At 42.8% G+C, this 24,576-nt stretch carries 18 protein-coding genes; 6 read left to right on the top strand and 12 right to left on the bottom strand.

Annotated features, from left to right (window positions below):
• Positions 1-17: 17 nt before the first annotated feature.
• The 5 genes from R8N23_RS19285 to R8N23_RS19265 are packed head-to-tail and all read left to right on the top strand — an operon-like array spanning position 18 to position 9,538.
• Positions 18-1,589, top strand: a complete 1,572-nt coding sequence (locus tag R8N23_RS19285) for a RagB/SusD family nutrient uptake outer membrane protein (RefSeq protein ID WP_318173243.1) — start codon at positions 18-20, stop codon at positions 1,587-1,589.
• A gap of 5 nt (positions 1,590-1,594) precedes the next feature.
• Entirely contained in the window at positions 1,595-2,794 is a 1,200-nt protein-coding gene (locus tag R8N23_RS19280) for a glycoside hydrolase family 88 protein (RefSeq protein WP_318173242.1), read from the top strand.
• Between the two features lie 14 nt (positions 2,795-2,808).
• On the top strand, positions 2,809-5,220 hold the full coding sequence (locus R8N23_RS19275; protein ID WP_318173241.1) for a glycoside hydrolase family 2 TIM barrel-domain containing protein: 2,412 nt from the start codon (positions 2,809-2,811) through the stop codon (positions 5,218-5,220).
• Positions 5,217-7,871 (top strand): DUF4955 domain-containing protein, encoded by a 2,655-nt coding sequence (locus tag R8N23_RS19270; RefSeq protein WP_318173240.1) that lies wholly within the window; start codon positions 5,217-5,219, stop codon positions 7,869-7,871. The genes R8N23_RS19275 and R8N23_RS19270 overlap by 4 nt, the downstream gene beginning before the upstream one ends.
• A 5-nt stretch (positions 7,872-7,876) precedes the next feature.
• Positions 7,877-9,538, top strand: coding sequence for a glycosyl hydrolase family 28-related protein (locus R8N23_RS19265; RefSeq protein ID WP_318173239.1), 1,662 nt, complete (start codon positions 7,877-7,879; stop codon positions 9,536-9,538).
• A 272-nt stretch (positions 9,539-9,810) separates the two neighbouring features.
• Here the strand turns inward: R8N23_RS19265 and R8N23_RS19260 are convergent, their stop codons facing one another.
• Positions 9,811-11,112 carry an IPT/TIG domain-containing protein gene (locus R8N23_RS19260; RefSeq protein WP_318173238.1) on the bottom strand — a complete coding sequence of 434 codons (1,302 nt, stop codon included), beginning with the start codon at positions 11,110-11,112 and terminating at the stop codon, positions 9,811-9,813.
• Between the two features lie 159 nt (positions 11,113-11,271).
• Here R8N23_RS19260 and R8N23_RS19255 point away from each other — a divergent pair, with 159 nt between their 5' ends.
• Positions 11,272-12,378 carry a lactonase family protein gene (locus R8N23_RS19255; RefSeq protein WP_318173237.1) on the top strand — a complete coding sequence of 369 codons (1,107 nt, stop codon included), beginning with the start codon at positions 11,272-11,274 and terminating at the stop codon, positions 12,376-12,378.
• A gap of 14 nt (positions 12,379-12,392) precedes the next feature.
• On the opposite strand, the gene R8N23_RS19250 is transcribed toward R8N23_RS19255, so the two are convergent.
• The 11 genes from R8N23_RS19250 to R8N23_RS19200 all read right to left on the bottom strand — a co-directional run bounded on the left by R8N23_RS19250 (position 12,393) and on the right by R8N23_RS19200 (position 24,482).
• On the bottom strand, positions 12,393-13,889 hold the full coding sequence (locus R8N23_RS19250; protein ID WP_318173236.1) for a parallel beta-helix domain-containing protein: 1,497 nt from the start codon (positions 13,887-13,889) through the stop codon (positions 12,393-12,395).
• Positions 13,890-13,907: 18 nt separating this feature from the next.
• The gene (locus R8N23_RS19245) at positions 13,908-15,086 is read right to left on the bottom strand and encodes a cytochrome-c peroxidase (protein ID WP_318173235.1); all 1,179 of its coding nucleotides are present in this window, start codon (positions 15,084-15,086) and stop codon (positions 13,908-13,910) included.
• The gene (locus R8N23_RS19240) at positions 15,083-15,766 is read right to left on the bottom strand and encodes a c-type cytochrome (RefSeq protein ID WP_318173234.1); all 684 of its coding nucleotides are present in this window, start codon (positions 15,764-15,766) and stop codon (positions 15,083-15,085) included. Before R8N23_RS19240 ends, R8N23_RS19245 begins: the two co-directional genes overlap by 4 nt.
• Positions 15,767-15,887: 121 nt before the next feature.
• Positions 15,888-16,622: a LytTR family DNA-binding domain-containing protein gene (locus tag R8N23_RS19235; protein WP_318173233.1), complete on the bottom strand. Its 735-nt coding sequence runs from the start codon at positions 16,620-16,622 to the stop codon at positions 15,888-15,890.
• A gap of 436 nt (positions 16,623-17,058) precedes the next feature.
• On the bottom strand, positions 17,059-18,018 hold the full coding sequence (locus tag R8N23_RS19230) for a substrate-binding domain-containing protein (RefSeq protein WP_318173232.1): 960 nt from the start codon (positions 18,016-18,018) through the stop codon (positions 17,059-17,061).
• A 164-nt stretch (positions 18,019-18,182) separates the two neighbouring features.
• Positions 18,183-19,475, bottom strand: a complete 1,293-nt coding sequence (locus R8N23_RS19225; protein WP_318173231.1) for a TRAP transporter large permease — start codon at positions 19,473-19,475, stop codon at positions 18,183-18,185.
• A complete protein-coding gene (locus R8N23_RS19220) occupies positions 19,475-19,939 on the bottom strand; it encodes a TRAP transporter small permease (protein WP_318173230.1) in 465 nt (154 codons plus the stop codon). The genes R8N23_RS19225 and R8N23_RS19220 overlap by 1 nt, the downstream gene beginning before the upstream one ends.
• Before the next feature lie 11 nt (positions 19,940-19,950).
• The gene (locus tag R8N23_RS19215; RefSeq protein WP_318173229.1) at positions 19,951-20,985 is read right to left on the bottom strand and encodes a TRAP transporter substrate-binding protein; all 1,035 of its coding nucleotides are present in this window, start codon (positions 20,983-20,985) and stop codon (positions 19,951-19,953) included.
• A 57-nt stretch (positions 20,986-21,042) separates the two neighbouring features.
• Positions 21,043-22,446 (bottom strand): glucuronate isomerase, encoded by a 1,404-nt coding sequence (gene uxaC, locus R8N23_RS19210; RefSeq protein ID WP_318173228.1) that lies wholly within the window; start codon positions 22,444-22,446, stop codon positions 21,043-21,045.
• Positions 22,443-23,633 carry a mannonate dehydratase gene (uxuA, locus tag R8N23_RS19205; RefSeq protein ID WP_318173227.1) on the bottom strand — a complete coding sequence of 397 codons (1,191 nt, stop codon included), beginning with the start codon at positions 23,631-23,633 and terminating at the stop codon, positions 22,443-22,445. Before uxuA ends, uxaC begins: the two co-directional genes overlap by 4 nt.
• A gap of 12 nt (positions 23,634-23,645) precedes the next feature.
• Entirely contained in the window at positions 23,646-24,482 is an 837-nt protein-coding gene (locus tag R8N23_RS19200; protein ID WP_318173226.1) for an SDR family oxidoreductase, read from the bottom strand.
• Positions 24,483-24,576 lie beyond the last annotated feature (94 nt).

Below are 24,576 nucleotides of genomic sequence, written 5' to 3'. Positions count from 1 at the left end.
CTTTAAAGAGAAACAAAATGAAAAATTCATATATCATATCGACAATCATTGCGTCATGCATGATTTTCAATTTTGCTTGCCAAGATCTTGACGAGGATCCAGTAGGTCTGCTTTCGCCAGAGGGTCTTTTCAACACGCCGGAAGATGTGTCGCTTAGTGTGAATGGTGGTTATTCTTTGATCGGCCATGAAAACTTTTGGGGTAGAAAATTATCCTTATCACTTCTTTTGAGAAGTGACATGGCCTCTATCGGAGATCAGACTACAGCCGGTAGGAGGATAGAAGTAGATCAAATGAACATGAGTGCCAACAATGGCATGGTAAGCGAATTTTGGCCAAAAGGTTATGAAACATTAGCTGCTCTGAATGTTGCCATTCAAGGAGCAGAAAATGTGGAAGCTGACGAGGCTGATATTAACCCAGTAGTGGCAGAGGCTCGTTTTTTAAGAGCGTTTATACACTACAACTTTGTTCGTTTATTTGGAGAAATTCCTTATGTGGATTCTACTATACCAAATCCTGAGGATGCCTATGCGTGGCCGGAGTCTTCAGAAGATGAAGTATATGCTGGTATTATCGAAGATTTAGAATTCGCAAAGTTATGGTTGCCAGACGTACCAGCCATGAGATCTAGGCCGGGCAAGGGTACAGCAGCAGGTTTCTTAGCTTCCGTCCATTTAACAAGAGGCAATTTTCAGGAGGCTTACAATGAGGCGAAATATGTGATCGATAATAGTGGTGCTTTCGGTTATGCACTAGAAGGAGAGTTTGCCGATTTGTTTGATCCATCACTTGGGGCTGCCTCTAATGAGGTGCTTTTTGAGATTGATTTTATTGGAGCCGACGCTGGGGGGAACCCTTCTGAGCTTGGAGGAACGAATGCAGCAATAGACTACATTCCGTCGGTTACTGGTCCTAGAGGGGACGAAAGATTTGCTACAGGAGAAGGTTGGAGTGTGGCTGTTCCTTCATTGGCTGTATTCGATACTTGGAATGAGCAAGATTATCGTAGATCAGTGAGTTTCGATACCGTATTAATTAATGGAGGAGTAGAAGTGCCATATACGAATTGGGGAACTATTTCTAGAAATGTAGCACGTCCGCATATTGCCAAATACTTCAGAGCCCTGGGTAAGACCGGTTTAGAAGCAGGGTCGAATGGTCGTGATTCAGATGTAGATTATATCATCATGAGATATGCTGAGATCCTTTTGATCGCTGCAGAAGCACTCAATGAAGTTAATGGCGGACCATCCGCTGAATCTGAAGGTTATGTAAACGAAGTACGAAGGAGAGCTCGAAGAGAACTCGATACAGATGCCAGCAATGACAGAACATTTCCTGCAGATGTAGCTACTGGGTTAGGGCAAGACGCCTTCAGAGACTTAGTGCTTGAAGAAAGAAGATTAGAATTGGCTTTTGAGTTTGGGAGATGGTTCGACATCAAACGAAGAAATCTGGGTGATGCAGCATTTGGTGCTTCTGGGTTGGATCCTCAAAATTTCAGCTCATCAAAAGATTACTACTTCCCTAAATATCAGCAAGACGTAGATCTAAATGACAACTTAAACCAAAACACCGGCTACTAGTTGTTATGAGATATTTTATAGTTATCACGAGTATTTTTCTACTTGTGAGTTGCTCCGATGTGAGCAATCAGCAACATGAGAAGATTGAAAATGAAGCTGTAGATAGCATTAAAGGTTTGAATCCGGGTGTAAGCGCCCGGATTCCTTACCTGCTTAGTTATGCGGTCGACTCTACTCAATTTCCTAGAAGTATAGAAACTGATGGATCGGTACGAGGTGTCCCGTCCAAAGATTGGTGTAGTGGATTTTTCCCAGGCAGTTTGATGTATTTGTATCAAATTTCGAGTGATCAGAAATTCTTGGATCGTGCCGAGCTTTGGAATCCCTACATAGCCAAAGAGCAATGGAATGACAAAACTCACGACATGGGTTTCAAGGTGTATTGCAGCATTGGCCAAGCATACGAACTAACAGGAAAGCCGGCATATAAAGATGTATTGATTCAGGCGGCTAAAACTTTGAGTACTCGATTTGATCCTACTGTTGGCTGTATCAAATCTTGGGACTTTGGTACTGACAGATGGGACTACCCGGTAATTATCGACAACATGATGAACCTGGAATTGCTATTCGAAGTGACTCAATTGACTGGCGATAGTTCGTTCTACAAAATAGCAGATTCGCATGCGGCGAATACGATGATCAATCACTATAGAACAGATTTTAGTTCTTACCATGTGATCGATTATAATCTGGTCACAGGTCAGGTTCAGAACCAATTGACACACCAAGGTTTCGACGTAAATTCGGTTTGGTCTAGAGGGCAAGCTTGGGGATTGTATGGATTTACCATGGCTTACAGGTATACGAAGGATGAGGCCTATCTCAATCAGGCCATCAATATTTGGGAATTTATCAACAGTCAGAATAACATGCCGGAAGACAACATCCCCTACTGGGATATGAAAGACCCTAGCATCCCAAATGCCCCACGCGATGCATCGGCTGCTGCGGTATGCGCATCCGCGGCATTGGAGTTATATGGTTTTACCAATGACGAGAAGTATAAGGCATATGCTTTGGATCTGATCGAGACACTTTCTTCGGATGCGTATGTTTTGAAGCCTGCCAATACTTCTCCTTTCCTATTGGGGCGCAGCACAGGCAATTGGCCAAAAAATGATGAAATAGATGCTCCGCTGAGCTATGCCGACTATTATTTTCTAGAGGCAACATTTAGAGCGAAGGAGTTGGTAAGAAACTAAAGATAATACTTGAGATGATTAGAAAGATTTTAGGGATAGCTGCAGGTATGATGTGGTTAGTGAATGGTGGAGTAGCTCAGCAAAGAGTAGTGGAAAACATCAATGACAATTGGTCATATTTGGAGCTGCCCGTTGAGCACGTGAGTGAAGTAAAGAATAAAGATGGTTGGACGCCGATTTCGCTTCCACACAGCTGGAATGGTGAAGACGCCGTGGATGTGATACCTGGATATCGTAGAAGCATCAGCTGGTACAAAAAATCGTTGAGCATGGATGTTTTAGACAACGACAAAAGGTACTTTCTTTACTTCGAAGGAGTAAACATAAAATCTTCAATTTTTGTCAATGGTCAATTGGCTGGCGATCATGTAGGCGGCTATATTGGATTTGAAATTGAAATTTCTTCGTTCTTACAAAAAGGTGAAAACGAAATACTAGTCAAAGTAGACAATGGCTACGACAGAGAAGTAATCCCCTCTCAGAAATCTGACTTTTTTATCTATGGTGGGATCACTAGAGATGTATGGTTGAAATCAGTTAGCCAGACATTTTTGTCAGATATAAAAATCACAACGGATAAAGTAAGCGCACAGTCAGCAACTACTTTGGTAGAATTAACGCTTGATGGACCGTTGTCGAAAAATCAAGAAGTAAAAGTTTTGTTGGTAGATCCTGATGGTCAGGTTGTAGCGCAGCAGACTGTAAAGGCAGAGGCTAAGACATCCGTCAAATTCAAAACCAATGATCCACAACTCTGGCATGTGGATACGCCCCATTTATACGAGGTAAAGGCAGAGCTATTCAACGGTAAAAAACTCAAGGATCAGGTCAGCGATCGATTCGGTATGCGCTGGTTTGAATTTCAAGAAAACGGCCCATTCTATTTGAACGGCGAGCGATTGATCATAAGAGGTACGCACAGACACGAGGAGCATGCTGGTGTAGGCCCTGCCATGACTAACGAAATGCATCGTACTGATATGGAGTTGATCAAAGGCATGGGAGCCAATTTCGTACGGTTGGCACATTATCCGCAAGACCCAGAAATCTACAGGGCATGTGATGAGTTGGGCATCTTAGTGTGGGACGAGTTACCTTGGTGTAGAGGGGGTGTAGGCAATGATCAATGGAAAACGAACACAAGTCAGATGCTCGCCGAAATCATCCAGCAAAACTACAACCATCCGAGTGTGATTCTATGGTCACTCGGTAACGAGATCTATTGGTTGCCAGATTTTGAAGACGGTGACCATACAAATGAGATCAATAGCTACCTCAAAGAATTGAACGACTTGGCTCATAAACTAGACCCAAGTCGCCAGACGGCCATTAGAAAATACTATGAAGGAGCAGATATCGTAGATGTATTCAGCCCTTCTATTTGGTCTGGTTGGTATTCTGGCACTTATGAAAATTATGAGGCCGTGATCGATCAATCGATCGCCAAATACCCTAGATTTTTACACATGGAGTATGGTGGGTCAAGTCATGTAGGTCGTCATACAGAAACTCCAATCACGGGAAAAGGATTTGTAGATCCTTCCAAGTTTGAAGAAGAAGTGAATCAGGTGGAAGTGAAAAGCGTGGCCAAAAGTGGCGATTGGAGTGAAAACTACATTGTGGATTTATTTGATTGGTACCTGTCCATTACCGAAAATCACGAGCAGTTTGCAGGCAATGCGCAATGGGCATTCAAAGATTTTGGAACACCGTTACGACCTGAAAATGACATTCCATACATGAATCAAAAAGGACTGGCCGATCGTGCCGGCAATCCGAAGGATGCATATTATGTGTTCAAAAGCTATTGGTCAGATGAACCATTCGCCTACATAGAATCCCATACCTGGACCGAACGGTCAGGGCCAAAAGGTGAAGCAAGAAATGTCTGTGTCTATAGCAATAGCGAAACCGTTGAGCTTTTTCAAAACGGCAACAGCTTAGGAGTGAAAACTCGGGACACTAAGCAGTTTCCGGCGGCAGGCCTTAATTGGGATGTGGATTTTGTAGCTGGAGAGAATGAACTGCTAGCAGTAGGAATGAAGGACGGTCAGGAAATTGTGAAAGACAGCCTAGTGATCACTTATAGCTATGAGCAAGCCGGCTCGCCTAGCGAACTGGTCCTATCGTCCGAGTGGTTGGAAAACGGCAACTATCTGGTGACCGTGACAGCCGTTGATAAGGGAGGCCTGAGATGTTTGGATTATGAAGAGCGCGTTTATTTCCAATGTCTTGGCGGTGGTGACCTGATTAAAAATCAAGGTACGCCTACTGGAAGTGAGGTCATTAAGATGGCAAATGGTAAAGCTTCTATAGAGGTGAAACCCAATGATAATCCAGGGCCACTGAAAATGACGGTACTCAATCAGTATTTTAAAGGCACATTTCTGAATATCGACAAGTCACACGCAAAAGAACAGCTATGAGAACTCTATTCATCATTGCCTTTGGACTAGCCATAGGAATAACGAGCCATGCTCAAACACCACAAATTTGGGTGGATTGTCAAGCTGATAAATCTATTGGTGTCACACCAGAATTGCTGGATTATTCGTATGCGGGTTATCATTATTCAGAAGAGGAAATACCTGTAGTGGATGATTGGCAGCAGTTTAACGTGACGGATTATGGAGCTGTGGCGGATGATGAGGGGCACGATGACGATGCCATACAGGCGGCCATCAATGCGGCGGAATCACACAATGGCCCGGCTGTGGTTTATTTTCCCGCAGGAAAATTTCTAGTCAGTGCAGACAATGATGCTAATAAGAATATTAGAATTTCAAGAAGTAACATCGTGCTGAAGGGGGCCGGGTCGGGCAATGGCGGCACTGAAATTTTTATGGACGAAATGAGAGTGAAAAATGGACATTGGCAATTTTTGTTTGAGCCTGCTTCAAGTCCTGCCGCAGGCCATACCTTTATCGCAGAGCCTGTGGAAAAGGGTGCTTTTTCGGTGATTGTGGAAGACGCCTCAGGCTTCTCCGTTGGAGAAGTGATTCTTATTACTCATAAGAGTAACGAATTTGCTGAAGTACATTTTGAAGGCTTGGAGTTGAATGAAGATGATTGGACTCGCCTGTTTGGCTCTGGAGGAGGCATGAGCTTGCACGAGCTTCACGAGATCGTAGCCATCAATGGTACACGTTTAACTTTCAAAAACCCTATTCAAACGCCTCTGCCAGAACTATCCTTGAAATACACCATCTCGCATTACAACGTAATAGAAGAAGTCGGTGTTGAAGATATTTTGTTTTCAAGTAATTGGGAAAATTATGAAGAGGACTTTGTGCATCACAAAGACGACATTCACGATTATGCTTGGAATGCTATTCAGTTTGAAAACGTACATAATGCCTGGCTGAGAAATTGTGAATTTAACAGCTGGAACCAAGTGGTAGATGTACGAGAGTCGATAGGTGTCACTATTGAAAATATTGTCATTTCCGGCAAAAAGGGCCATGCTTCATTTTTGACAAGAAGAGGCTATGGACTGCTTGTAAAAGATTGCGACGATCAAGCAGGCCAGTATCATGGACCGGGCACGGGTTATGCAGGAGTGAATACCGTTTACCTCAGATGTAAAATGCTCGAAGACCAGTCGATCGACAGTCATAGTGGGCAACCTTATGCCACGCTCATGGATGACATGGATGGCGGGGTGATGAACAAAAATGGTGGGCCGTATGAAAGCTACCCACATCATGGTAAAGATTTCACTTTTTGGAATTTTGTTCATAAATCTTCCGAGACCCGAACATATGATTTTTGGGATGCTGTCAATAGAAATGGAAATACTTATGCGTTACCCAATTTCATCGGGTTTCAGCCGAATGGGACTGTAAACAAATTCGACGTGGGTATAGACCAAATGGAAGGAGAGCGAGTTTCGCCAGCCTCTTTATTCGAAGCTCAGTTGAATTTGAGATTAGAGGTATCCACGACCAAACCAACCATCAGTTGGCAGTCGCCAAACCATGGCGCTCAATATGATATTGCGTCTGATGTGCCAGTGCATATAGAAGCAAGCGATCCGGACGGCACAGTCAGCAAAGCTATTCTATATATCAACGACTCTAAGCAGAGAGAACTGACTACGGCACCCTATCAGTGGGGAAACAGTGAAGCCGAAGATCCTGGTCTTTTTGATTTAGAAGGAGGGGAATATTGGTTGAAGGTTGAAGTCCAGGACAATGAATCCAACGTGACCAAGGACTCTATTTTGATTCATGTAGGACAGGCGCCTGAGGTGGAATTTACCTCTCCTACTTCGGGTAATATTCACCAAAGCGGCATGGCACTGACTGTGGAGGCTATGGCCTCTGATGAGGATGGGACAGTGGCAGCAGTCACTTTGTTTTTGGATGACGAAGAAATCAGCGAATTGAACACTACACCGTATCGATGGGTGTCGTTGGATGCATTGGACCACCTGACAAGCGGAAATTATACTTTGCGTTTAGAAGCCACGGACAATGATGGACTCATCACAGCGGAGGAACAGCCACTTGTAGTCAATGATTTTCCTATGATCACCTTTGACACCCCTTCTACGGGTCAAAATTTTACTATCGGTAGTGATGTTAATGTGGTTGTAAATGCGAGCGATGCCGATGGTCAAATCGAAGAAGTACGGCTCTATCTCAATGATGATGTACAGCGCAAAGAGACTGTCTTTCCATATGCTTGGGGAGAAAGATCCGATCTGGACCCTGATCTGTTCGATATGGAAGCGGGTACCTATGTGTTGAAGGCTGTGGCCATTGATGATTTGGGGAGTGAAGCTACAGTTTCGATAACAGTAATGGTGGAAGAGCTATTAGTTACTGGCTTTGAACCCAATCAAACACTAAGCATATACCCAAATCCTGTGATAGAAGAATTAATTATTCGCAGTGCTTCACAATTTCAAAATATTGAGATCACAGATCTGATGGGTAGGTCTATAGGCCCAGTTTCGTATAAATGTTCGGAAGGAGAATGCCGTGTGAATTCGGCGCTATTGAACCCTGGAGTCTACACTCTACAAATCCAGACAACAACTGGAAAGGCCATTAGAAAATTCTTTAAAAACTAGCAACCATGAGCTTTTCATTAAAAATGGTGGGGACACTGGCAGTGTGTCTCTACTCTTCCTATTCATTATTGAATGAATATGAGCCAAAAATAATATCTGATGAGTCCATCAAAGAAGAGGTGTATTTACCTGATTATTCTTTTGCAGGTTACAGATTTAGCGAAGAAAAAATTCCTTCAAACCCCAAGGGTAAAATTATTGATGTAATAGAATTTGGCGCATTGCCAGATGATGGACTGGACGATAGTCAAGCTATTTTGAAAGCTATGGCAGCAGCGCATGAGGTAGAAGGCCCTGTAGTAGTTCAGTTGCCGCCTGGAAAGTTGATACTTAGTGAAATAATATATATCAGGAGAAGCAATTTGGTGCTACGAGGAGCAGGGAGTGGTCAAGGTGGTACTACCATATTTTGTCCAAGACCCATGTCCTTTCTCAAGAATCCACCTGAGCTAAAAGAACTTAGGGAATACCTGATAGAATTAAATAAAAGACAGCGAGAACCAGAGAACAACATCGATTTACCTTTTTCACAATATGCCTGGTCGGGAGGGATGATATGGACGATTTATCCAGGCGCTCGAGTAAAAAACTATTTGAATAAGTATGATGAAGCGCCTGTGGTATTGGCCAAATTGGCCAAAGGAAAAAAGGGGAGAAATAAAATCGAGTGTGAGCGCATGGATGGTTTGAAAGTAGGAGATATTGTCCAAATTGAATGGTTCAACAATGAAGGGCCTGAAGGGTCCTTGATCCAGGAGTTGTATAACTATTCGGATTTAAAGGTGGGGTCACATCATTGGAATTACCCTGAGCATCCATTGGTCGTACAACAAGTCCAAGTTACATCTATTGATGGCCTTACGATTACTATTAAAGACCCTTTGTTGCAGGACGTTCGTTCAGTATGGAATTGCCAGATGACAGCCTGGATTCATCTCGAAGAAGTAGGTATTGAGCATTTCAAAATAGAGTTTCCCATGGCACCAAATATCGCACACCACGTAGAAGATGGTTACAACGGCATCTATTTGACGAGATTATTCAATAGCTGGGTGAACGATGTGAGAATAGAAAATGCTGACAGTGGGATACTGACCGAGGAATCTGCCAATGTCACTATTCGAGATATCATTACGTTGGGTGATAAAAAAGCGCATTATTCGGTGAGTATGGGTAGCGTGCACAATGTTTTGGTGGACAACTTGATTGTATCTAATAAAGTCATTCACCCCTTGAGTTTTAATACACACGCGACCAAAAGTGTGTATCACGATTGTACGATCTACAGTGATCCAATACTAGATCAGCATTCTGGGGCTAATCATCAAAATTTATTTGACAATATCAAAGTATATGTGAATTTGGATCAGGGATCTATGTCTTATCCTTTGTTTGCTGGTGGAGGGGCATCGTATTGGAAACCATCTCACGGGGCGTTTACTACTTTCTGGAATATCGATGTGCATTTTGAAAATGCTTTTGATCAGAAGGGTACTGTTTTGTTGGACGGAATGAATGATGGCGCATCAGCTCGGCTCATCGGCGTTCATGCCAACCGTGATATCAGGATTGAATACGGGCCTAATGCCTATATAGAAGGCACCAATCAATCGCTCACTTCTCATCCATCTCTTTTCGATTATCAATTGATGGGGAGAAATCAATAGGCCTACAAGTGTTGTGTTATTTAGTACAACATACATCAAACCTTGTCCAGATTTTCACTTAAGTGAATAGTCACTTCGAATCGCTGCTGCTTTAAGTCCAGGATTATGCTAGAATCATATTTATCGTCTGAATAGTACGAGTGCAAACCATGCCTATTAATCAGAAGAAATGGAGGTCGGAAAATGGGAAAGTGTAAACACAAAAAAAACCGGAGGGTTTCCCCTCCGGCCTAACTTCTTAGTCTATTAAACTAAGTGTGAACAGTTAGATTTTAGTAGCTCAATGGACCACCTAATGAGATGCTTACATTGTCAAAACTTAAGGTCGCATGAACTCCTCCACCTGCCGTACTTAGTGGTAATGCCGTGCCTGCTCCATAGTTTCGTCTTTGCGCTACTGCGTACCTTTTCATGTCTTTGAAGGCAAATGTACCAATAGCTGCGTCATCGTCAAAAAGTGTGGCAGGGACGGAAAGGTTGTACCATCCATTTTCATCTGCTTCAAATCCTAAATCATGGATTTCTTTCATGGTAGGTGTCCATTCGTAGTCATCAGTTTCAAATCTGATTCTCAAGCCGACTAGAATATCTGCTGCGTCTTCTGATGTTGCATAACCTTCAGGTAATTCCCCAAAGTTGATCTGGATATTGAAATAAACATCTTCAGCTGCAATAGCATCTCCGAAAAAATCGGCAAATGTACCTACGTCTTGTGTTCTTAAACCCAGTTGAGCCATGTAACTGGTAGAGTATTCCATACTACTGAATCCTTCCATATGAAAAAATGCACCATCGATAGCTGGTGGTAGATCCGTAGCTTCTTCTGATACCTCCGTGCTCACTCCGTGCACGGTAGATTCTTCACCATCAGCACTTCCTGTCATCCCTATTACGTCAGGGTTTTCGCTATCAAAGGTTTCCTGATAGATCTCATCGATCATTTGGATTACATAAAATTTGGTGGTTTCTACAGATGTAGTTGTAGAACCACCTTCATTGACAATCGTCAAAGTCTTCGCGCCATATGTTGTGCCTTCTCCTACAGTTACTTCTGCAGTCGTTGCTGTGGTACTTACTACGGTGGCGTCTACATCTCCAATTTTTACAGAAGACACAGTTTCCATATCAATACCGGTAATTACGATGTTTTCTCCTACTTGAGCAGAAATCGGCTCGATACTCTCTACTACAGCAGCGCCAATGACAATCACCGTTAGATCGCCTTCGCTAATGGCTAAACCACCTGCAGTAGCAACTGATACTTTGCCAGTAGAGGCATTTTCCGGAAGTGTGGCGACTATTTCTGTAGCAGTGTTAGAAACAATAGCGGCGGCTGCCACTTCATTGAATGTAACACTAGTCGCATCACTCAAATCAGTTCCTGTGATTGTTATGTCATCACCAGGCTCTGCGCTATCAGGACTGATAGATGTGATTGTTGGGATAGGGGCGATATTGTCGTCCTGGTCTTCTTCATCGTCTCCGCACGAAACGGCCAATGACCCCAGTGCAACCATAGTCGCGACCATTAATGATCGCTGTAATTTTCTTAAAAGATTGTAATTTTTATTCATGATTATCTTGCTTTAAAATGATATTCATAGTTAGTCGAATCACAGGTTTTGAAAGTTCGAAAGTGGGGGTCAAATCGTACAGAATCGCTGAATATGCACTCTAAGCCAATATTCAGCGATATAATTGCTGATATTATTACATTACTTTAAAATTCAAGAATGGTTAAGTCACTCCTTTTTTTGCTTGTTTCTATTTTTGGCTGGTTTCATTCGGAATCACAGCCCACTCATTTTGTATATGTTTCACACAATCTCCCAGTTTCGGAATATGGAATTAGTGTTTACAACTGGGAGGAAGAATCAGGTAAATTGACGAAAGTAAACCAGGTATCAGAAGTGAAAACTTCTTCATATCTGGCTGTGAACCAAGCCGATTCTAGATTGTATACTGTGAATAAGGAAGGCATTCAATCTTTCAAAATAAACAGGCAAACTGGTGAGCTTACTCTGATCAATGCCGTTGATCACATGGGGAAAGGTCCCTGCTATATCAGTATTTCGTCTGACAAGAAATATGTATTGGTGGCCTATTATGTCTCAGGCTCATTTGCGAGTTATACCATCGACGAAAACGGTGGAATTGGCGACGGCGTTTCTCATATCAAACACGAAGGGTCAAGTATTAATCAGAGTAGACAAGAAGGACCGCATGCACATATGATATTACCTGCTCCGACGGGAGATTTAGTATATGTGACCGATCTTGGTACGGATGAAGTGAAAACTTATAGGTTGAATGACACAGGTGTTTTCTCTAAAGAACCCGTTTCTATTACCAAAGTGACTCCTGGTTTCGGCCCTCGACATTTGGTGTTTCATCCGAGTCTGCCGTATGTGTATGTCTTGGCTGAACTGACCGGTCGCGTACTGACGTACGTATATCACCCTGAATTAGGTATTACAAAAAAAGTCGGTGAGAATGGTATTTTGCCCAAAGGCTTTGACGGTTTCAACAAATCTGCAGACTTACATATTACCCCCGATGGACGATTTTTATACGCTTCGAATCGTGGAGCTAATACGCTAGCGGTAGGACAAATAGATCAACAAATTGGTGGATTGAATATTATTAGCAATGAAAGTTGTGGAGGGGACTGGCCGAGAGCTTTTGAAGTGGATCCTTCAGGTAAATACTTGTTGGTAGCTCAGAAAAGATCAGATCAAATCAGTGTCATGAAAATTGATTCAATCACAGGCGGATACAAAAAGACCTCTGACATACCGGTTGTCAAAGGTCCTCAGTGTATTAAGTTTCTTTCGCGATAGCGAGGCCTTAATGCTTATTTGGTTAAGCTCAACATAAACTTGGCTACTTCTAAGCGAGTTTCATCGTCGATATGCTTTTGCGGAGGCATTTCAGCAAAATCCTGGCGTTTTTTTACTGGATTGGCAGCATACTCAGCAATGCCTTCGGGATTGTCTTTGTATAGTGCCTGGATAATTTTGGTAGGAGGGCCTATCATCTTGATGTCATAAGCATGACACCCAGCACATATTCCATAGTAGGTCAGCTTGGCACGCTCCGAAGCAGTTATACTTCGTGGTTGTACCATTTCGTCCAACAGGAATGTTTTTACATTTTTCGTGTTGGTGATAGTCGCTTCTCCATACCCTCCGATACCGAAAGTCCGGTATTGATTTCGATTTCTAATGGTACTGCCTGTACCTCCACCTACAGCCACGATGTCTGGGCCAAGCTCACTGAATTGTGTCATCATAGCCACCTTAATTTCTTCAATCGGGTCGGTGCCATTATTATGCATGAAATTGTCAAGAATCACTAATCGGTCTGGATATGGATCTGAGTCTGGATCTTTAGAAATCTGTGCGCCGAAGGATAAGTCCGTAATGGCAATACCAGCGTTGATGTTGCCAGAGATGATGTTGTTTTCCACGATGACGTCATCCGCAGCCATAATCACAATACCTGTACCCCGAGGGATGCTAGATACCATCGATCCCGGAATGGCAAAGTTTGGCGTATTGTTGTTGACCACAAAATTGTTTCTCACAATCACATCAAAGGTAGTTTTGATGGGTAATCCCGGCGTGATGAATACCAATATCCCACCTGTATTGTCATGCACGTAATTACTTTCTACCAGTGCATGTCTGGAGTTTTCAATCTCAATCCCAGCAACACTTTCAAATACTTCGTTGAATTTTACATCCACATTATCGCACATGCCTACGTATATGGCAGCGTCTTCTATGCCTGATAGTATGTTGTACTCGATCAGTCCATTCTTACCAAACTGAGGGAATATACCGTAGACACCGGTGTCAATGATCCAGTTGTTTCGGATCACATAGTTGTTGCCAGCCTGTCCCATGATGGCGTTCCCTTTGTACTTAACGATTTTGAAATTTTCAATCGTGATATTGTTTCCAGAGTACAAAAAAGCATCGTTCAGCTGTGACTGTCCATCTAAAATGGCCCATTCGCTATTAATAGTCACGCCCTGTAGCGTGATGCCATCTTTGTCGATATACACGGTTTCGTTATAGACACCAGGATATACCCTGATCAAGTCGCCAGACTTTGCTTCGACCACCGCGTCTTGTATTTTGTCGCCATCTTTCACTTCGATGATCTTCCCGTTGACCGGATCATAGGAGCTAGGGATCACACCAGTGTTTCCGCCTTCATTGTTGGTATAGGCCACTGGTAGTGGTATAGCTACCGGAGGATTAAACCATATTTTTCCAACGAATATACCTGCGGAAAGAAGAACTATCCCAATCAGGATCTGAGGCCATTTTTTAGACTTTTCCATATTTTATATTTAGATATTTTAATTAGCTAATTTAGAATTCAGGTCAGATGGTATTTGATCAGGGATTTTTGGTTTGAAAGTCTCGTCAGTCAATGTCTTTAAAAAATCAACCAATCGATCCAGTTCGTGATCTGCCAAATTTGGCTCCCATATATGCCAATGTATGATGAGTTCTTCATTTTCGGGTACGGCATGTCCTCTGCCATCCGTATAAAATTGAACCGTTTCTCTCAAATCTTTAAATCTTCCAGAATGCATGTAGGGTGCTGTTTTTTCAATGTTTCTCAGACTTGGCACTTTGAACCCACCTCTAAAAGTGGAATCGTTCATCGGAATCTGAGCGCCGGCATCAAAGGGCATGCCTTCGGGATCTGGCGTGCCCAATACCGCTATTTGTTGGTTGGTGAAAAGGGGAGGTGTATGGCATTCGGCACATCGCGCCACAAAAGATCGGAAAACATTGAGTCCTTCTTTTTCCTTTGGGGACAGAGCATCTGCATAGCCATGTGCGTATTGATCATATCTACTATTCAATGATATCAATGACGATTCAAAAGCGGCAATGGCCTTATAGATTTCTGGCAAGGTGATCTCATGGCCCCTGCGTTCAGGAAACGCAATTGAAAAAAGCTTTTGGTATTCCTCAATGCCATTGAGAGTGGCCAGTAGTGAGTCTGGGTTATTTCCCATTTCATGCGCATCATAGAGCGGACCTTTCATTTGTTCTTCGAGTGTAGTGGCTCTGCCATCCCAGAAGAAGCGTTGCATGTAGGCGACATTCCACAGAGATGGCGCCGATCTGGGCAATACATAGTTATCTATACCCACACTTTGCGCCAAGCCATCGCTAAACCCCTTGTCCGGATCGTGGCAGGTAGCACAAGAGATTGTACCATCTTTGGATAAAACAGGGTCGAAAAACAAGTAACGTCCTAAATCAATTTGCTGAGGAGAAAAGCCTGCTCGAACCGCAGGTAATGCTGTTTTTAGTCCACCTACGCCTTTGTCATTTAATGAACTGTACATCATGTACAAGTTGCGCGGCTCGCATTCATTATCACTGGTAAGCTCAAAACCCGGAGGACATGTGTCACAGAGCTGTATGATGGCATCGTGATCTCTCAATGCATAGTTGAACCGAATGAACAGTACAGTTGCACCCAATAGTAAAGCAGCAGTAAAAAAACCTTTTCTCATTGCTCAAGAGATTTAATGTAGGCAATCACATTCAATAGCGCTTCCTCATCTGGTAATGAAGTAGACATCATTTGCATCTGCGAACCAAATGTGTCCTCTGGATGTGAACCTCTTATTCCATCCGCAAAGTTTTTGTATTGTTTATGTAGGTACCAATCGTCTGTACCCACTAGTTTTGGAGCATTGAGGGCTTCGTTTCCTATGGCACCTTCACTGTGACACGCTCCGCAGATCATGCTATAATATTGCTTGCCGGCCTTGGGGTCTCCCTCTATAGTCTTGGTAGTACTTGAAGGAGCAAGTGATTTTATGTGCGAGACCACTGTCTTTACTTTATCCGGGCTGTCTAGTAATTTGGCCATGGTCGCCATTTGTGTTCCTTGAACGTCCGAAGGATCGGCACCACGAATGCCTGATTTAAAGTTCTCCAATTGTCTGATGAGATACCAATCATCCTGGTTGACAAGTGACGGAGCACCTAAGGATTGATTTCCTTCTGCATTTTGGCCATGGCAAGCCACGCAAGTATTGAATAGCTGAGCGCCTTCTTTAGTATTGGTGCTTACAGTCGTTGTTGAAGATATTCCTGAAGTTTCGTTTTGTTCAGCCTTTTTGTTATTTTCTGTACAACTACATGCGAACAATAAACACAATCCCCAAACAACAATATCCTTACGCATATATAAATGTTCTTTTAATTAAATATACTTAACTAAGTAAACATTAGGAAAAGTAGTATGAAACCCTAATTGGGCAAGTGTTTAGGGATAAACCAAACTGATATGGGGTGAATGCAACGCTTTATTGAGAATCTTGATTATTTAATAGATTTACAAAATACTGCTTGTAATTTTTAGAAACGGGTATAGGTTGATCGTATCCATTCAGTTCAATAATATATCCTTGACTGTTTTTTTGGATAACGGCCACCCGATTAATATTTACCATGTACGATCGCTGACACCTTTTAATTGGCTGGCTGGACAATTGTTGCTCAAGTATTTTCAATGTCGTCCGAACCAGCTCTTTTTTGACCTGACCATCTTTGAGGTAGTATATTTCTACATAGTTGTCTGCTGATTTTAAAAGTAGCAGTTGACTATTGTCTACGACCAGCTTGAGGTCACTATTAGAATCGGTAATCTTTACCAGATGATTAGTCGAAATAGTGGTTTTGTTTTTCTCTAATAATTTGAAATATAATATGACTCCAGAGTATGGGATGACGCCGACAAGCAACGTTAGTTTAAATGCCAACCAGTACTCATGCAATAAATTTAGCTTTAGGTCGCCAAACAAGAACATCATCAGTAAACTGAGAAAGAGCAATTCTACTATAGTCCATATAATAAAGTGTCTATTAGTAAATTGTTGAAAATGTAAAAGCTCTTTGATAGCTATTTGCGTTATGATCAGATAAATCCATGCGACCAGGCCAAAGGCAGTTAGGTATACGTATTCAGGTATGCTAGCATTTTGAGGCCATTTTTGTACATTAAATGGCACATACAAATGCATAAAAAGGATACCATACATGCCAGTGATACAAACCAGAGTCCAACGACTTTTCTTACTGTCTAGGGCAGAAAAAGGTTGGTTAAAAAACCGGCCAATGGAATTTCTGATGTGTTCGATAATCCTGAATATTTTTAACTTTCAATTTATATTTTCTTCTTAAATCTTAAAAAGAATTTTTCTAAGTAGAGTGCTCAAAGCGTCTGTTTTTTCAAGCTTGATATTCTGAATTCATCAAAACTAACTGAGTAATGAGTCGGTGATACAGTATCCCGATCAACGGAATAGTAGTTTACTACCCAGCACCTACCTAGATGTTTACATTTACGTTTGTGCCAAAATAATAATTACAAAGTATTAGGTGTTGAAAGTCGTGCTCTTGTTTGGGTACGACTTTTTTCATGAGATTTTGTGAAATAATAAGCCAGAAGAAATAAAATTGAATATGCCGAAATAATTATTTAATCAATACTTTAAATACGTCAATATTGTCTTCATTAATAATAGTTGGGTTAAATAAATATGCGTTTAGAGTATTTCCTTCTATGTTCAAGGTTGAAAATTTTAGGTCCTTTTCCCCCATGAGAAGTGCACGAGTCAAACTGGCTGTTTTTTTTCCAAGAGGTTGAATAGGCTTTAATGCAGTCATATTTTGAATACTCTTTTCAATTCGATAAATAGTTTCTGAGGTGGGATCTTGTCCAGTTATGTATATTTTTTTTAATATCTCCTCATCATTCACATATTCCATTAATGCTTTAACGCAATTGTCAGTAGCAGCTATGACAGCATTTATTTCTTCCATATTTGGTTTAATCTCATAGAGTTTAAGTAGTACTGACATTTCATCCCAACTCTCCAGTATGATATCATTGACAATTTGAATGGCACCAGACTCCAAATAGGGCTGTAGTACTTGTAATTGATTGTCCCTAAAAACAACCGCATTGTTATCTGAGGAAGGGCCGTTGATGAGCATGACCTTCCCTTGGTCCATTGACTTAATTACTGACAGCGCCTGTTGTTGACCTACTTCGGCATTGTTATACCCTATAAAAAAATCAATGTCACTAGATAGAATTGGCCTTGCATAAGCTACTACCACTATGTTATTGGATTTGGCCTCGGCGACAATATCTTCAAGCTTCGAACCATCTACCGCAACGATGATCAGAGCATCTACCTGAGCTTCAATCATAGCACGTGCTTGCTGCTTTTGAACTTCCAATTGGGAATGTGCCACTTGTATGTCTACAGACATATCAAGTGCTTCAAATGATTGCCTAAGATGCATAGAATCTATGGTCCACCTTACGCTTGCAAATTGATCAAAAAGAATTCCAACTTTATACGATTGGCTGAATGTGGGTTGAGCGAAGCACAGTATTACTGTGATCGACATAAATATCTTTCTCATTGTTAGCTGTAGTTTTGTTTAAAACATACCCGTTGTTGAACTAGGTGTACTTTTGGCGTTTTCAATATACTGAATACAGCTGACTTTTTTACTATTCAAACGGACTCTACCTCATAGACGGTCGGCTTAACTAGTGCTATCGTTATGTGTTGCTTTACAAAATTTTACTCAAATAATCCTGGTAAGAAGAGGCTCAGTTCTGGGATGTAAGTCACGAGCATCAGCACGATGATCATGGCAATAAATAGCGGAATGAGTGGCTTGATCACCTTGTCCAGAGAGATGCCGGCTACGCCGATGCCTACGAATAACACCGAACCTACAGGAGGCGTACATAGCCCGATGCATAGATTCATCACCATGATGATCCCAAAATGAACTGGGTCAATGCCTATAGCAGTCACCACAGGCAAGAAGATCGGAGTAAAGATCAATACAGCCGGTGTCATATCCATAAAAATTCCGACAGCCAACAGTAGTAAGTTAATCAGCAATAGAATCACCCATGGATTGTCAGAGATGCTGAGTAAGCCAGCCGTAACCGCCTGTGGGATGTCGGCATACGCCATCACCCAAGACATACTCATCGAGCAAGCGATCAATAGCGCTACTACAGCCGTAGTCCCTACAGACCCAATGGTGATTTGTCTGATTTTCTCTACAGTCAATTCTTTGTAAACCAAGGACAATACAAACGTGTACAGCACGGCAATACCCGATGCTTCTGTTGCCGTGAAAATCCCTGCGACAATTCCGCCTATAACTACCACCAACATCATCAAACTTGGAAAGGCCTGAATAAAGGTTTTGAGTATTTGGCCGAAGCTAGATTTGTCTCCACTTGGGTAATTTTTGATTTTGGCATAGATATATGCTACTAGCATCAGTGCCAATCCCATCAATAACCCCGGTATATACCCCGCCAAAAAGAGCGCCGCAATCGACACCCCTCCACTGGCCAGCGAATAGACAATCAAGATGTTAGAGGGAGGAATCACTAGTCCCGTTGTAGACGAAGCGATGTTAACCGCTGCGCTATAAGATTTTTCATACCCTTCTTTTTCCATGCGAGGCCCTAATGTTCCCCCGATGGCAGACACCGCTGCCATGGCCGAACCCGATATGGCACCAAACAGCATCGCCCCGATGATGTTGACATAGGCCAACCCTCCTGGAAAAGAGCCCACCAAAGCTTTCGCGAAAGCGATCAATCGGTGAGCAATGCCCCCTTGATTCATGATTTGTCCGGCCAGAATAAAAAACGGGATGGCCAACAAAGAAAAACTATCGAGCCCCGTCGCCATACGCTGCGCGATCGTGGTGAAAGCAGGTAGCGTGTCGATGTTGATCAAAATAGTGACTAAAGAGGCCAAGCCCACACTATAGGCCACAGGCACGCCTATGGCTAATAGTGTTAGGAATCCCAGTACAAGTACAATTACTTCAATATTTTCCATTAGTTCTTTTTGAGCAAGTTGAAAAAATCAGATACAGCATAGTAGGCGATCAGTAAGCCGCTGAGCGGAAGGGCGAGATAGACATAGCCCAAAGGGATTTGCATCGCCGAGCTGGTTTGCCCCAGGTCAAACGATATATCCACCAAGCGAATACCACCCACAATCAACACCAAAAAGGCGAACACGATGACGATCGCTTGGATAGCCAACTGTTGAATTCTTTTTTGTCTCTCACTGAGCGCTCTTTCGAGCAATTCTATCGCCACGTGCATGCCCTTGCCTGAGGCATAAGCAGCACCCAGCAGTCCTACCCAAATGAGTAGATAGCGAGATAGCTCGTCGGTAAATGCACTGGGGTCATTGAGTAAAAAGCGTGAGGTCACCTGCCACAGTACATTGAGCACCATCAGGCCGAGCAACACACTCAATACATATTCTAATATTTGATCTATTTTTTCTCTCATAGCGCGTGATCTTATTTAGCTGCTTGAATGTCTTGAATGAGTTGGTACATCTCCGGCTGAGATTTGAACTCATCGTAAAGCTTGGCTACCTTCTCTTGAAATGGGCCTTTTTCTGGATGGTAGATTTTCACACCGGCCTTTTGTACTGCGGCTAAGCTTTCCTGAACCGAACTGGCCCATACTTGTTTTTGATACTCTACAGATTGATCGGCGGCTTGTTGAAGCCATTTTCTTTCCTGCTCATTGAGTTTATCCCAGAGATAGGTACTTACGATGAGTACATCGGGAACAGTAGTATGCTGATCAATCGAATAGTGCTTGCAGATTTCATAATGTCTGGAAGTATAAAAGCTAGGTGCATTGTTTTCAGCTGCATCTACCACACCTTGCTGCAAAGCCGTGTATAGCTCACCAAAAGAAACCGGCGTAGGCGAGCCACCGAGCGCATTTACCATATTGAAAGCCGATTGGCTATTCATCACACGGACCTTGAGTCCTTCAAGGTTTTTGGGTGAATTAATAGGTGCTTCCTTGGAGTAAAAACTTCTACTGCCTGCATCATAAAAGCACAAGCCTCTGAGTCGATACTGATCGCCTTTTGAAAGCAAATTTTCCCCGATCTCTCCTTGAAGCACGTTCCACGTATGCGTAGAGTCTGAAAAAAGATAAGGTAAGGTCAAAACCTTAAACTCGGGAACGAAATTCTCCATCGATCCAGCAGAAACTTTAGTCATATCAAGACTGCCTATTTGTAGTAATTCCATTAGGTCACGTTCTTGTCCAAGTTGTCCATTGGCATAAATATCCATGGTCATCTGACCTCCGGATATCTCACTCAGCAGCCTTCCCATTTCCATCAGCCCCACATGTACGGGATGTGATTCATTCAGGCCGTGGGCGAGCTTGAGTGCACGCTGATTACTTGAAGATTGACAGCTCATTACAACGGGCAGCGCCATAATAATGAGAAGTCTTAGCAATGTTCTTTTGATTACCATCTTGAAAATTAGGTTTCTGACTGCAAAATACAATCGATTGTATTTCATTGACAAGTTTTATTGCAAATTGTTTTGTGAATCAGCCGCGACTCTGTTGTCATTTTATTATTCAGAGTCGAAATAGTTTTTTGCATTGTTATAGCAAATGTTTTCAACCATCAGCCCCAGCTGAACCATATCATGAGGAAGCTCTCCGTTCATTACGTCGGTGCCGATGAGATTACATAAGATACGTCTGAAATATTCATGTCTAGGAAAAGACAAGAAACTCCTGGAGTCCGTCAGCATACCAATAAATCTGCTGAGCAGTCCCATGTTGGAGAGCGCGTTCATCTGATCCTCCATGCCCTGCTTCTGATCCAAAAACCACCAGCCCGTGCCAAATTGCATTTTACCAATGATTTTGCCATCGTTGAAATTTCCAGCCATGGTGGCAAACATATCATTGTCACGAGGATTTAGATTGTAAATGATCGTTTTAGCTAGCTGATCGGTGTTGTCTAGGTTATTGAAGAACTTAGACAATCGCACGGCTTGGCTATAGTCACCCATAGAATCGTACCCAGTATCTGGGCCTATCTCTCTATGCGCGCGTTCGTTGTTGTTTCGAAGGGCACCCAGGTGAAATTGTTGTGCCCACCCTTTGGCGTGATACATTTTGCAAAGAGCAGTTAGCACATATCCTTGTAGATTTTCTTTCTGATCAGTTTCAAGATTAGTTCCGTTGAGCACAGACTTCAAGAGCTGATCTAAGCCAGTCGCCTTCGGGTCAAATGATGGTATTTGATGAAATCCTAAGTCAGACACTCGGCATCTATTGTCATGGAAATAATCCACTCGCTGCTGCAAGGCATCCAGCAACGCATCCAAAGAATCGATGGTGATGCCAGAAGCGATGGCCAGTTGCTCTAGGTAGGCCAGGCAGTCTTCAGATCCATCCAATTGCAATGCCTTGTCAGGCCTGAATGTCGGATATACTTTCGGAGCTTTTATTCTCTCCTTTATGGTCTGATGGTGACTCAGGTTGTCGATTGGGTCATCTGTGGTACACAAAGATTCTACATTCATTTGAAGCAAAAGACCGATGCAGGAGTGTGAATCTTTTTTTATCAAGCCAGCCGTTTCTGTATAAATTTCCGAAGCGGTTGCTGGAGATAGTAATTCATCTATGCCGAAATATCTGCGCAGCTCCAGGTGTGTCCAATGGTAGAGTGGATTTCTAAGTGTATTTGGGACAGTTTCCGCCCATTTCTGAAATTTCTCTTCATCCGAAGCATCTCCAGTGATGTACCTTTCATCAATGCCATTGGCTCGCATCGCTCTCCACTTGTAGTGATCGCCATACAGCCACGCCTCTGTGATATTTTGAAATTGATGATTGGTGGCCATAGATTTTTGATCCAAATGATTGTGGTAATCTATGATTGGCATGGGCGCTGCATGATTGTGATACAGCTCCTCTGCCACTTTGTTTGTCAACAAAAAATCATCTCCTAAAAATGTCTTCATCCCTCTTTCGATTTTCTGATTCCTAATTCTAAACCTCTCAATTCTGCCAATCCACGAAGTCGACCAATGGCCGAATAGCCCGGATTTGTCTTTTTCACCAAGTCATCCAGCATCTTGTGACCATGATCAGGTCTAAATGGCATTCGAATGTCTTTGCGATTATTCCTAATTCTCAGTTCTTGTTCTTCAACTAGCGCTTTCATTACGCCAAACATATCGACGTCACCATCCAAATGATCCGCTTCATGGAAATTGCCCAATGCGTCTCTTTTCGTCGCACGAAGATGGATGAAGTGAATCCGACTCCCTAGTCGCTGTACCATGCCTACCAAATCATTGTCCTCACGCACACCAAAGGAGCCTGTACAAAAGGTCAGGCCGTTGTTTGGGCTGTCTACGGCTTCATACAGTTGCTTGATGTCGGCCTCTGTACTCACCACTCTGGGTAGTCCCAAAATGGGGAATGGCGGATCGTCTGGATGAATACACATCAACACACCCGCTTGTTCGGCTGCTGGAACGATTGCTTCTAAGAACGCAAACAAATTTGCCTTGAGTTGATCAGCGTCAATATGCTCGTACGTATCAAGTACTTCCTGAAATTGCTGCAAAGTATATCCTTCTTCTGCGCCGGGCAGGCCTGCAATGATATTGTTGACGAGCGATTCTTTTGCTTCGTCAGAAAGCTGCTCCAAATAAGTCTTTGCCGCTGCTTGCTGCTCAGAGTTGTAGTCGTTTTCAGCATTAGGTCGCTTCAGCAGATGAAGTTCGAAAGCAGCAAATGCTGTGGCATCAAAGCGTAGCGCAGTGGAGCCGTCTCCAAATTGATAATCCAAATCTGTACGGGTCCAGTCCAACACAGGCATAAAATTGTAGCAGATGGTGTCTATGCCACATGCACCAAGGTTGGTAATCGACTGCTTATAATTGTCGATGTACAATTCGAAGTTTCCGGTTCGTTTCTTGATGTCTTCGTGTACTGGTACACTTTCTACGACCGACCAGGTCAATCCTGCCGCTTCGATTTCTGATTTTCGTTTGTTGATTTCTTCTACCGTCCATACATCCCCGTTGGGTACGTGGTGCAGAGCGGACACGATGCCTGTGGCCCCTGCTTGTTTGATGTGCGAGAGGGTTACGCCGTCGTTAGGACCATACCATCTCCAAGTTTGTTCTAATTTATTCATCGGTCAAATGTTTTAAACCCCACTAAATGCGCTGAATCCGCCGTCGATCGGAATGGTGACCCCAGTCACGAAAGAAGAACCAGATCCTACCAGCCACTCCAATGTGCCTAAGAGATCCTCAGGTTCGCCAAACTTACCCATGGGCGTATGTTCTATGATGGTGTTGCCACGCGCAGTTAGTTCACCACTTTCTTCTGTGAGTAATCGTCTGTTTTGATCGGTCAGGAAGAAGCCTGGTGCTAAGGCATTCACTCTAATGCCCACTTTTGAAAAGTGTACCGCCATCCATTGCGTAAAATTGGAAATGGCTGCTTTGGCACCACTGTATGCTGGAATTTTGGTCAACGGTGTAAAGGCATTCATAGATGATATATTAATAATGGTACATCCTGATTTGCCCACCATGTCTTCAGCAAAAATCTGACACGGTAGTAGTGTGCCGATAAAATTCAAGTCAAATACGAACTTGATGCCTTTGGGGTCAAGGTCAAAAAATGTCGTAATATCTTCGGAGGCTTCTAGGTCACCAGCTTCGAAATGCGTTTTGCTTGTAGTGCCTTTAGGATGGTTTCCTCCGGCGCCATTTACTAATATATCGCAAGTGCCATAGGCTTTATGAATTTCTTCCTTTGCCTTTACCAAACTGTCTTTCACAAGGACATTGGCCTCTACACCGATAGCGTCTCCTCCCTGCGCTTTGATTTCTTCTGCTACCTTTTCTGCATTTGATTTATTTAGATCCAGGATAGCGACTTTACATCCTAGCTTAGAAAGGTGCTGAGCCATCGTGCTGCACAATACGCCACCACCTCCGGTGATAACTGCTACTTTATTTTTTAAACTCTCCATTCTTCAAAATGTTTGTGTGTACGTTAACGCAATTGGTTCTAAAAAAACCCTCAGAAGTGAAGGTATATCTTGTGTGTACGTTAACATTAATAAA

This window comes from Reichenbachiella sp. (assembly GCF_033344935.1).
Taxonomy (GTDB): domain Bacteria; phylum Bacteroidota; class Bacteroidia; order Cytophagales; family Cyclobacteriaceae; genus Reichenbachiella.
This window is presented reverse-complemented; position numbering and strand designations above follow the sequence as displayed.